Here is an 11,406-nt window from a genome sequence, read left to right as displayed (position 1 = left end):
ATATAAACCTCAGCCTTGAATTTAGCGTGTGGCTTAACAGATCCTGGCTTGATGATAACCATACCGCGACGGATGTCAGCTTTATCGATACCACGCAACAATAGACCTACGTTATCTCCTGCTTCACCACGGTCAAGGATTTTGCGGAACATCTCAACTCCAGTAACTGTAGAAGTCAATTTGTCTGCACCCATACCGATGATTTCAACTGGATCACCTGTGTTGGCAACACCTGTTTCGATACGACCTGTTGCAACAGTTCCACGACCTGTGATCGTGAACACGTCTTCAACTGGCATAAGGAACGGCTTAGCGTTGTCACGTACCGGCTCTTCGATCCATTGATCGACAGCTTCCATTAGTTCAAGGATTTTAGGAACCCAGTTCGGGTCAGCATTCAATCCTCCAAGAGCAGATCCTTGGATAACTGGACCGTTATCTCCATCGTACTCATAGAAAGACAATAGGTCACGGATTTCCATTTCAACAAGCTCCAAAAGCTCAGCATCGTCAACCATATCCACTTTGTTCATGAAAACAACGATACGTGGAATACCAACCTGACGACCCAAAAGGATGTGCTCACGTGTTTGTGGCATCGGACCATCTGTAGCAGCAACTACCAAGATAGCACCGTCCATCTGAGCAGCACCGGTAACCATGTTCTTTACGTAATCCGCGTGACCTGGACAGTCAACGTGTGCGTAGTGACGGTTAGCTGTTTCGTACTCAACGTGTGAAGTGTTGATTGTAATACCTCTTTCTTTTTCTTCCGGAGCGTTATCGATCTGGTCGAAAGATTTAGCTGCAGTCTTAGAAAAACCGGCTTCTGCCAATACCTTAGTGATAGCAGCAGTCAAAGTAGTTTTTCCGTGGTCAACGTGGCCGATAGTACCGATGTTAAGGTGCGGCTTGTTCCGGTTAAAATTCTCTTTTGCCATTTTACTTGATTTTAATCTTAGTTATATAATAGTGTTCAAATTCCAAATTGAGCCAATGACGGGAATTGAACCCGTGACCTCTTCCTTACCAAGGAAGCACTCTACCCCTGAGCTACACCGGCAAGGTTTTTACAAACTCTAATTTTGAACGCAAACAATTGGAAGCTGCTTACGTTCAAACTTTAGAATTCTGACGCTCCCGAAGGATTGTCTAAGACTCAGGGCAGACACCCGTCGTCTATGCTTTTGAAGGGCTTTTACAATCAATGTGATTTAAAGTCATTTTAACATGACTTTGAATCGGTGTGATTACAAGGGAGAACCTTTCAATTTGTTTTTAGTTTGATCCGACAAACAACTCATTTTCAGAGAAGTTGTTATAAAAATCAGAGAAACTTTTCCCGATTTTAAACCCCACGGGATTACCTCGCAAGCTCGGTGATCCTGTAAAGGTGAACCTTTACTAAATCTTTTTATTTGTTCCAGCCTTACGAAAGCGGAGCTTTCGACGCCTGCAACAAATAAAAAGCTTTGTGGGGAGAGCAGGATTCGAACCTGCGAAGATTGCTCAACGGATTTACAGTCCGTCCTCGTTGGCCGCTTGAGTATCTCCCCTAACCTTTTTCATGTCAATACCTTAAAGAACAAATCAGTAAAAACTGACAACTTTTTCATTCTTTTGAGCCGATAGAGGGACTCGAACCCACGACCTGCTGATTACAAATCAGCTGCTCTAGCCAGCTGAGCTACACCGGCATTATTCATAAAAAAAGCCCGCTATTTCTAACGGACTGCAAATGTATATCTTTTAATTTGGTAATCAAAACATTTTTCTGAAATTTTTTCTCAGATATGCGTCCTGATCTTTTCCTTTCTTTTCACCAATAACCTTTCGGCCGATTCGGCACATGAGTCTGCAGCTTCTTCAAAACTTTTACACTGTTTCTTGACGATGAATTCATCTCCGGGAACGTGAATTTTCATTTCACATACCTTATTCTCTTTCTCGCTAATATTCTCGGCTTTCAAAAATACGTCGGCCGAAACGACACGATCGTAATACTTCTCCAATTTATCCATTCTCTCCTGGATGAAATCCACTAGCTTTCCGTCGATAGTAAAATTTACTGCATGCACATTTACCTTCATAATAAAAGTTTTTAGGTTATTACTCAGGAATCACTTTGGCCGCGAGGGTGCGCTTTTCCGTACACCTGTTTTAATTCAGCCAAACTGCTGTGGGTGTAAATTTGCGTCGATGCCAGGCTTGAATGCCCCAATAGTTCCTTTACTGAATTTAAGTCGGCACCGTTGTTCAGCAAATGCGTCGCAAACGTATGCCTGAGAATGTGCGGGCTCTTTTTTACTTTGCCTGACACATTACTAAAGTAGCTATTTATAAGTCGATACACAAACGAATCGGTCAATTTAACGCCTTTTAACGACACGAAGAAAACATCCTTATCACTAATGTCTTGTAAACGCGAACGTTCAAGAAGATACGCGCTGGCCTGTTGTGATATAATTGGCAAAACAGGTAGAATGCGCTCCTTGTTGCGTTTCCCGATGACCTTTAAAGTACCCGCGTACAAATCCACGTTCGACACTTTCAAATGAATCAATTCAGTGCGCCGCATTCCCGTCGTATAAAATAAGTCGATGATCAACTTATCGCGCATTCCCTCAAATCCCGGAGCAAATTCCATTTGCTGCAAAACCGCTTCGAGTTCATTTTCTGAGAACGGAATCTGCAACTTCTTTGGCGCCTTCAACGATTTATGCTTCAACAATGGATTTACCTCGATCTGCTTCGTCTTGAGCAAAAACTTAAAATACGCCTTCAACGACGATACTTTCCTGTTCACCGACGTGTTCCCGATTCCCGCATCGACCAAAGACACGATCCAATTCCTGATCTGCGGATAATTCACATGATCGACCGTCGCATCGCCGAACTCACTTTCCAGATACTGCGAGAACGCGCCTATGTCGGCCATATACGCCAAAACCGTGTGGCCCGAATAATTTCGTTCCGCCCGTAAATATTCCTCAAAAGCACCTTGATTATCGCGCATAAAAAAACCGTCTGCATCAAAGATAGCAAACGGTTGATTATATTATAAAAAACGATGTCCTAGTTTTCCAGGCCGTCTTTCATGTGCTGGATGTAAGCCGCTTTCTGAACCTGCATTCTGCGTGATACAGATGGTTTCACGAAAGCCTGACGAGCACGCAACTGGCGTACTGTTCCGGTTTTGTCGAATTTACGTTTGTAACGCTTAAGCGCGCGGTCAATGTTTTCTCCGTCTTTAATTGGAATGATTAGCATAGTTAAGACACCTCCTCTCTTTAGGGTGGCAAAAGTAGTAATTAATTGACAATGGGCAATGGACAATGGACAATTTTTATTTGGGCGTGCCGGCGGCTTGAAAATTCAGCGTCTGCCGACGCCATTTCAAAAAGCCGCCGTCGGGCTGACCCGTTCCAATCTTTGTGATTTTCGGGGCGGCCTGCGGCCGCCCCGAAAATCACAAAGGATTTCCACTTGCATCCCTCACGCAAACCGTCAATTAAAGAAATACTCGGTCACGATCAAAATCTGCGTCGTGTCGTCAAAAGGCTCGATGATCGTTTTCTTCGTGATGAAATTATCGGCGTTCGTCTCATACGTCGCGTCGTCCTCTTCCCAATCGAACAGATGCTTTGAGAAAAGCGTCTCGGCGATCTGATCCTGGTTTGCATTCGCATATGTTTCCGAACACATCAAACGCATCACTTGCTTCCCGTATGTATTTTCAACGAGATACTGGCGATTGTTTATGATGTTTGAATAATTGTAGACGAAGTCAAGCCCCGAACTCAAATCCGCACCCGTGATATTTCCGTTCGCATTCTCATAGAGGTTTTGGCTGTCGGGTTGTCCGTCGAGATTCACATCGGGCCCGGCTGAGACAAGATTGTCATCCGCATCGAAATCCAATATGTTTCGATATACGATCTGCGCACCCGCCTGATTATACGGCGCATCCAAACGCTCGCAAAAAACAACATTGCCCGGCTGGTGCACGAACCTGTAATAAATCACGCCGCCGCCTAAAATCAACTCACGCCCGGCACCGACCAATCGGCCTTGGGCGTCGTAATGGAATTCCCGTACGCCATCGAAATCCTGCACCGACGAAAGCAAATCGCCTTGGTAATAAAAATCGGCGAATGATTGCGTTCCCAAACTCACGCCGGCGTCGAACGTCTCTATCGTGTACGTCCCAAACCTGTCATCCACGATCGTATAATCGAGAATTGACTGCGTTTGCACGTTCGTCCCGTTCTCTACAGTCGAACGCGTTTCCACGAAGTGCGAAATCACATTGCTGTTCGTGGTTGGATTCCCTGAATCGTCACTGGCACAGGACGACAGCATCACGGCGAGCGCCGCGAGCGAGAAGATTTTGATTTTCATAGTTTAGTTATTGGTTGTTCCCTGATAACGTCACGAGCATTATTTTAGTACAAAAAAAGCCGCGACAAAATCGCGGCTTTCCATATCGGTTTTAAAAACTCAGTCTTTCAGTAAATTTCTCGAAATGACTAATTTCTGGATTTCGGTAGTTCCTTCTCCAATCGTACACAATTTCGAATCTCGGTAAAATTTCTCAACTGGAAAATCCTTTGTGTAACCGTAGCCTCCGTGGATTTGGACGGCCTCATTCGAAACGCGTACGCAAACCTCGCTCGAATACATTTTGGCCATCGCGCCCGCAGTCGTGACCGGTTTCTTGTTGTTCTTCAAATACGCCGCCTTGTGGAGCAATAATTCCGAAGCTTCGATCTCGGTCGCCATATCGGCCAACTTGAACGCGATGCCCTGGAACTCGCTGATCGGTTTCCCGAACTGCTGTCGTTCCTTCGAATATTTAAGTGCGGCTTCATACGCGCCTTTCGCGATTCCCAATGAAAGCGCCCCGATCGAAATGCGTCCGCCGTCGAGGATCGCCAACGCTTGTTTGAAACCCTCGCCGACGTTACCCAGACGGTTCTCGTCGGGAATTCGGCAATTGTCGAATATCAGCTCGGCGGTTTCACTCGCGCGCATGCCCAACTTGTTTTCCTTTTTCCCCGATGAAAATCCCGGCGTCCCTTTCTCGACCACGAAAGCAGTCGTGCCACGTGAATCGCCTTTTTCTCCCGTGCGCGCAATCACGACCGCGACCTGACCTGAGATCGCATGCGTGATGAAGTTCTTCGCTCCGTTCAAAATCCAGTGATCGCCGTCTTTCACTGCGGTCGTATTCATCCCGCCGGCATCGGATCCCGTATTGTGTTCGGTCAAACCCCAAGCGCCTATCCATTGTCCGGTAGCGAGCTTAGGTATCCAGCGCAGTTTTTGTTCTTCGTTCCCGAACGTCAGGATATGGTTCGTGCAAAGTGAATTATGGGCCGCGACCGACAATCCGATCGACGGATCGACTTTCGAGATTTCCTCGATCACGGTAATATATTCATGATAACCCAAACCCGAACCGCCGAGTTCCTCAGGAACCAACACGCCCATAAAACCCATTTCTCCCAACTTGTGGAAAAGGTCCACAGGAAACGTTTGGGCTTCGTCCCACTCCATAATATTCGGACGGATGTGTTGTTCGGCAAAATCTCTGATTGAATCGGCGATCATCGATTCGGTTTCTATAAAATCAAAGTTCATATTTGGTTGTATTTTTTATAATTCCAAATATAAGCTAATTATTTTTACATTATCAACAGGAAACTCGGGTATTTTCATCAAATCGTCAGTGTTTGTGATTTTTCCGTTCATACTGCGATAGGTCAGGATCGACTTGGCAATCTTGTACCTGAAATAGGGAAAGGCGGCGAGTTCTTTGAGGGAAGCGTCATTTATCGCAATCTTTTTGACTTCGGGTTTGCCTGAAACAAAGAATCGCTGTTCGAGTTTCTCTACGACTTCGGGCGACAATCCCCAAACGTCGGCCATCTGCTTCATGTCGACGAAATTCCCGAGCAATTCCCGCTGCTTCAGGATGCGTTCGCTTAGCGCGGGCCCGATTCCATAAACTTTCATGAGTTCTTCCTGAGTCGCGCGATTGATATCGATCTTGACGATTTTCTCTTTCTTGAATGCCGAAAATTCCTTGTTCGCGAAACCGCGCTTCTTCGTCACCCAATCGGGAAATTTAAAATAAGGCGAAATCGTCGCGAGCAACGAATCCGAAACTTTCGTCACATGTTGAAATTCCTGAGTTGAGTTAACGTATTTGTTCTGTTTCCTGAACGCGAACAATCGGTCGATTTCCGCTACCGACATCCCCAAACGATATCCTTTGTAATCGGTAATGAAATTCGGATTGAACGGATAAATCTTTGGCTTGTAATCGCGCTTTTCCTTTTTGAGGGAATCGATTTTCGGCTGGAGTGCAAGCCAGTTGCGTTTTCGGGCGCTGTTGCTGTCGTCGGGCGTGACATCGATGAAACAATACGATAATTGAACGATTGCAATCAGGCTAAGAAGTGCGGCAAGCCCGATGCGCTGTGATCTCGTGAAATTGAGATACGGTTGTAGATGTGGATTCATTTTGGCGTGTATTTAAATTAGATGGCATGTACTAGATTGAGTTATGAGTATTGAGTATTGAGTATTGAGTATTGAGATTGTCGTTACAGATCGAAAACCGAACTTCGCTTGGCGCGGACCAAATCCTTGAGCCTGATCCAGAATGCGAGCGTGAGGTAAACCCCGAACCACAATCCCGCCGTGACGAACGTAATGTAGATGAAAAACAACCGGACGCTCGTGGCGCGCATGCCCAATTTATCGGCGAGGCGCGACGATACCTGAAATCCGTATTTTTCAAAGAAATACTTGAGTCGCAATACGAAAGGTGCTCTTTGGTTTTCCACTTCATAAAATTACAATTTTTAAAGGAAAGACTATATTTACGTCGATGAAAAAATTTGGTTTCCTATTATTTGCGCTTCTTGCGTTGGTTGCAAGCTGCAAGCAAAACGATTCGCCCTACATCGATCCGCGCGGAACTGATTTCGCGGGCGACCAGAGTTGCATCCAATGTCACGCGCCCCAACACAAATCCTGGCTGGCCGACGCTCATTCATCGAGTACGGCGTTGGCGACTGAAGATAACGTGCTTGGGAAATTCAATCCAGTGGACCACGAATTCAAATATGACGAACACACCAAACTCGTCATGGAAAAACGACACGACGGTTTTTATCAAGTCGTATATCTGGACGGAAAGGAAACAGCCAAATACAAATTCGACATCGTGTTTGGATCAAAAAACGCCCAAACTTCAGCATATTGGAAGGACGGACAAACCTATGAATTACCCGTTTCCTATTACAAATCGGCCGATGCCTGGGGTTCAAGCCCGGGATTTCCTGACGATCGTCCATTTTTTGGCCGAATAATGGAAAAGGACTGCTACGCCTGTCACGCGTCGAACGTGAACAACAGACAGGTAACGACCGCGTCTGACCAAAGAAACATATCGTCGATGGACATCGGGAATTCCGTAAATCCGGAAACCGCGGTTTTCGGGATCGACTGCGAACGTTGCCACGGTCCGGCGAAAAGCCATGTCGATCATCACATCGCGTTCCCGACCGAGAAAAAAGCCTTTGGAATCGCGAGCTTCAAATTGTTTACGAATACCCAAAAGAACGACGCCTGCTCAATTTGTCATTCGGGAATTGCGGGCATGAAAATCAAGTCGAGATTCGAATTCAAGCCCGGTGATAATTTATTCGACTATTACCGACCGTCGCCTGATTATCAAAGCGCGAACCACGATGTACACGGCAATCAGGCGCAATTGCTCGGACAAAGCAAATGCTTCATAAAAAGCCAGACGCTCAATTGCACATCCTGCCACGATTCGCATCAGGAAAACAGGCAGACGATCGCGGGATTCACCAAAATCTGCATGGATTGCCACAAAACTTCAAATCACGGCAACATGGACATCACGCAGCGTGATCTGGAAAAAGGCTGCATCGATTGCCACATGCCGAAACAAGCGTCAAAGGCGATCAACTTCAGGTTGTCGGGCAGCAAGGACGTGAAAAGCTATGAATTGCGCACACACAAGATCGCGATCTATCAATAATTATCGGAGCAAGTAAAGTCTGGCGCACGCACGAGCATCTGAAAGCGCTTCGTGATGATTGAGCTGGATGTTGTTCCTGTCGCTGCACGCTTTCAAGTTCGCGGGCTTGTAGCCTTTCGCCTTGTAAATCTTGCACGTACATTCCCAACGATCCGATATCTCGAGTTCGTCGTAATATAAACCGTAATAACGCATCGTTTTCGCCAGGACATTGCGGTCGAACGCTTCATTGTGCGCGACGATCTTGCGCCCGAAAAGCCGTCTTTGGATTTCGGGAAAGACGCCGTCGAACGTTTTCGCATTTATCGTTTCCACGGGTTTGATGCCGTGGACCATGACGTTGCGATACCAATATTCGTTGTTGGGCGGCTGGATCAGCGTGTAGAATTCCTCGGTGATGATTCCATCGTTCACGGTTACGATGCCCACGGCGCAAGCACTCTCGGCGTAGCCCGTGGCAGTTTCAAAATCGATGGCGGTAAAGGTCATGTGTTTGGTTTGGACGCGCAAGATACGAATCGCTATATTTGCTTACCTAACGTTTCCCATGAAAAAATATTTTATCGCGTTTGCGCTGCTGCTGGCAATCGTGTCTTATCCGCAAAAATCGCAACCCGTAAAAGTCACGTATGCACGCAACTCGAACGGCAAGCTTGTCGAAAATCAGGATTTGATAATCGTGTTCGCGTCGGCGGCGGGTTCACAGATTTCGTCCGACAAGATCCAATCGGGAAAAGCATCGATTCCATACGAAAAATCGAATATCGACATCGCATCGAGCCGGATCACCCAAACGGGTTTCATAGCGCCAAACAAATCGGTGCGCACGATCGACAGCATCTCGCTCGCCAAACAGACTTTGGAACTGCTTCCAGACACGAAGAAAATCCTGGGCTACAACTGCAAAAAAGCCAAAACCGTCATCAATTCGAATACGATCGAAATTTGGTACACGAACGATTTAGGTGTTTTCGGCGCGCCGTCGTCGTTGGGACAAAAACTGGGATTGGTTTTGGAAACCGTACGAAACGGGAATTTCTCGATAACGGCAACGAAAGTCGAAAAACTCAAGAAATTGCCCGAAGCAGAAAACACAAAATCTTTGCAACCCATCGTCGACGCCTTAACGTATCGCGACGCCATTTGGAAAAGCCGTTTCAAAACGATCGAAATTTTCAAGAAGGAAATCGTGAATTTCTCGGGCGAATCGAAATCGAACGACAGCATTTTGCGATTCGCGAACGGAACGATAATCGTCAAGAAAGTGAAACTGCCTGAAATCGCGAAAGGCAGCCAGGTTTTCGTCGATGTGACCGAACAATCGAATGGCGATGCTTACGACCGGACGGGCTCGGTTTTCTTGATTCCGACCGATGCCAAACTTACGTTTCTCGACGGATTGCAATCGGGCGCCGACAAATTGCCGATCTATGAAAACGGAAACGGAAAAAAATACCAAGGCGTCGTAAAGACTCCTGATTACGAACCTTTGCTGGAACTCATGCGATTTTTTACGCCGTTCGGAGTCAGCCAATACAACAATTTGAAGCTCAAGAACAAGGTTTGGCAGGACAGCGTGATGTATCGCCAGGATATCTCGGATTTCATTCCGCGATTGAGCGATAAGGAAGTCTACATCGGGCTCAACATCGGCAATTACGACAAAGGCGGCCACAAGGCCAGCGTGAACATTACGATTCATCCTGAAGAAGCGACTGCCGGAAAACCGGAAACTACAGTTATCGCACTGTTCAACACGAATAACGTCATGGAAATGGCGGGACAGGAATACGGCACGATGTTCAGCAGCGACAAAGGCGTCGAAGTCACATTCGAGATCGCGACAAAACTTAAAAACGCCAAGTTGCGCTACATCACGACAGGCCACGGCGGTTGGGAAAACGGAGACGAATTCGTCCCGAAGAAGAACACGATCCATCTCGACCAAAAAGAGGTCTTTTCATTTACGCCTTGGCGAACCGATTGCGGCTCGTACCGGTTGAGCAATCCGGCATCCGGGAATTTCGAGAACGGATTGTCGTCGAGTGATTACAGCCGATCGAATTGGTGTCCGGGAACGACGACGAATCCGATCTGGATCGACTTGGGCGATTTGGAAGCGGGAACGCATACGGTTAAAGTAAAGATTCCGCTTGGCGCGAATGAAGGAACGAGTTTTAGCGCTTGGAACGTTTCGGGTGTATTGATTGGTGAAAAATAAAAGAGCCGCGTTAGGTTGTACTAAAACTCGTTGCTTATTTTAAACAGTTAAGATAGTTAAGGTTAGTTGAGATTTCGCTTAACTATCTTAATTGTGTAATAAAAAAATTGGATACGTAACTAGCATCCGCGCTTTCCTTTATTTTTTTTGTCAATCTATTTTATCGCCCCAATCACGTCGTATTTCGTCACGATATGATGGCGTCCGTCGCCAAGATCCAAGCACGGCCTGGTTCTGATCAGGTCTTCGGACTTGGTGATTTCCTCGTCGAGGAAAACGCGTTCGCGCATCCAGTCGTCGTTGAACATCTTGCCTACATAACGGCTTCCCGAATCGTGGAATACTCGTTGCTTATTTTAAACAGTTAAGATAGTTAAGGTTAGTTGAGATTTCGCTTAACTAAACTTAACTATCTTAATTGTGTAAAAAAATCTGGATACGTAACTAGCATCCGCGCTTTCCTTTATTTTTTTTGTCAATCTATTTTATCGCCCCGATCACGTCGTATTTCGTCACGATGTGATGGCGTCCGTCGCCAAGATCCACAAGCAGGCCTGGTTCTGATCAGGTCTTCGGACTTGGTGATTTCCTCGTCGAGGAAACCGCGTTCGCGCATCCAGTCGTCGTTGAACATCTTGCCTACGTATCGGCTTCCCGAATCGTGGAATACTCGTTGCTTATTTTAAACAGTTAAGATAGTTAAGGTTAGTTGAGATTTCGCTTAACTAAACTTAACTATCTTAATTGTGTAATAAAAAATTTGGATACATAAATAGCATCCGCGCTTTCCTTTATTTTTTTTGTCAATCTATTTTATCGCCCCTATCACGTCGTATTTGGTAACGATATGATGGCGTCCGTCGCCAAGATCCACAAGCACGGCCTGGTTCTCTTTATTTATGAGTTTCGAAAGTTCCTCGACGGGCGTTCCCGCTTTCACGACAGGATATGGCGCGCCCATGATTTCACGGATCGGTTTTTCGGAGACGTTTTTGTCCTGGATGTAACTCTGGAACAAATCGGTTTCGTCAAGCGATCCGACGAAACCGTTGATGTCGATCACGGGAATCTGCGAGATCTTGTATTTGCGCATGCGTTCGATGGC

At 46.3% G+C, this 11,406-nt stretch carries 12 protein-coding genes, 3 tRNA genes and 2 pseudogenes; 2 read left to right on the top strand and 15 right to left on the bottom strand.

The features are described from left to right. From tuf to EOO50_RS17180, 11 genes are all read right to left on the bottom strand, one after another. On the bottom strand, positions 1–941 hold a 941-nt coding region (tuf, locus tag EOO50_RS17230), incomplete at its 3' end, for an elongation factor Tu (RefSeq protein ID WP_290841524.1). A gap of 50 nt (positions 942–991) precedes the next feature. Beyond that, positions 992–1,063: transfer RNA gene (locus EOO50_RS17225), tRNA-Thr, on the bottom strand. 412 nt (positions 1,064–1,475) lie between these two features. Next, positions 1,476–1,556: transfer RNA gene (locus tag EOO50_RS17220), tRNA-Tyr, on the bottom strand. Positions 1,557–1,623: 67 nt separating this feature from the next. Continuing rightward, a tRNA-Thr gene (locus EOO50_RS17215) sits at positions 1,624–1,697 on the bottom strand. 90 nt (positions 1,698–1,787) lie between these two features. Continuing rightward, positions 1,788–2,090 (bottom strand): ribosome-associated translation inhibitor RaiA, encoded by a 303-nt coding sequence (gene raiA / locus EOO50_RS17210; RefSeq protein ID WP_290841523.1) that lies wholly within the window; start codon positions 2,088–2,090, stop codon positions 1,788–1,790. Between the two features lie 23 nt (positions 2,091–2,113). After that, positions 2,114–3,016 (bottom strand): tyrosine-type recombinase/integrase, encoded by a 903-nt coding sequence (locus EOO50_RS17205; protein WP_290841522.1) that lies wholly within the window; start codon positions 3,014–3,016, stop codon positions 2,114–2,116. A gap of 59 nt (positions 3,017–3,075) precedes the next feature. Then, complete coding sequence (gene rpsU, locus EOO50_RS17200) at positions 3,076–3,270, bottom strand: 30S ribosomal protein S21 (RefSeq protein WP_191021501.1); 195 nt, start codon at positions 3,268–3,270, stop codon at positions 3,076–3,078. 237 nt (positions 3,271–3,507) lie between these two features. After that, on the bottom strand, positions 3,508–4,401 hold the full coding sequence (locus EOO50_RS17195) for a hypothetical protein (protein ID WP_290841521.1): 894 nt from the start codon (positions 4,399–4,401) through the stop codon (positions 3,508–3,510). A gap of 99 nt (positions 4,402–4,500) precedes the next feature. Continuing rightward, positions 4,501–5,643, bottom strand: a complete 1,143-nt coding sequence (locus tag EOO50_RS17190; RefSeq protein ID WP_290841520.1) for an acyl-CoA dehydrogenase — start codon at positions 5,641–5,643, stop codon at positions 4,501–4,503. 15 nt (positions 5,644–5,658) lie between these two features. Beyond that, positions 5,659–6,528, bottom strand: coding sequence for a helix-hairpin-helix domain-containing protein (locus EOO50_RS17185; protein ID WP_290841519.1), 870 nt, complete (start codon positions 6,526–6,528; stop codon positions 5,659–5,661). 83 nt (positions 6,529–6,611) lie between these two features. After that, positions 6,612–6,854 (bottom strand): PspC domain-containing protein, encoded by a 243-nt coding sequence (locus tag EOO50_RS17180; RefSeq protein WP_290841518.1) that lies wholly within the window; start codon positions 6,852–6,854, stop codon positions 6,612–6,614. 44 nt (positions 6,855–6,898) lie between these two features. Here EOO50_RS17180 and EOO50_RS17175 point away from each other — a divergent pair, with 44 nt between their 5' ends. Then, a complete protein-coding gene (locus tag EOO50_RS17175; RefSeq protein ID WP_290841517.1) occupies positions 6,899–8,080 on the top strand; it encodes a hypothetical protein in 1,182 nt (393 codons plus the stop codon). On the opposite strand, the gene EOO50_RS17170 is transcribed toward EOO50_RS17175, so the two are convergent. Beyond that, positions 8,081–8,569 carry a 3'-5' exonuclease gene (locus EOO50_RS17170; protein WP_290841516.1) on the bottom strand — a complete coding sequence of 163 codons (489 nt, stop codon included), beginning with the start codon at positions 8,567–8,569 and terminating at the stop codon, positions 8,081–8,083. A 58-nt stretch (positions 8,570–8,627) separates the two neighbouring features. Between EOO50_RS17170 and EOO50_RS17165 the strand changes: the two genes are divergently transcribed. Continuing rightward, positions 8,628–10,301, top strand: coding sequence for a PNGase F N-terminal domain-containing protein (locus tag EOO50_RS17165; RefSeq protein ID WP_290841515.1), 1,674 nt, complete (start codon positions 8,628–8,630; stop codon positions 10,299–10,301). A 155-nt stretch (positions 10,302–10,456) separates the two neighbouring features. Here EOO50_RS17165 and EOO50_RS17160 read toward each other — a convergent pair. The 3 genes and pseudogenes from EOO50_RS17160 to EOO50_RS17155 all read right to left on the bottom strand — a co-directional run. Next, positions 10,457–10,645: pseudogene (locus EOO50_RS17160) on the bottom strand (hypothetical protein); the annotation flags it as partial. 136 nt (positions 10,646–10,781) lie between these two features. Then, positions 10,782–10,971, bottom strand: a pseudogene (locus tag EOO50_RS17730) (hypothetical protein); the annotation flags it as partial. 138 nt (positions 10,972–11,109) lie between these two features. Then, a partial coding sequence (locus EOO50_RS17155; RefSeq protein WP_290841514.1) for a CBS domain-containing protein occupies positions 11,110–11,406 on the bottom strand: 297 nt, incomplete at its 5' end.

Source organism: Flavobacterium sp. (assembly GCF_004211145.1).
Taxonomy (GTDB): Bacteria; Bacteroidota; Bacteroidia; order Flavobacteriales; family Flavobacteriaceae; genus Flavobacterium.
The sequence above is the reverse complement of the archived record's forward strand: the minus strand, read 5'-3'. Positions and strand labels throughout refer to the sequence as shown.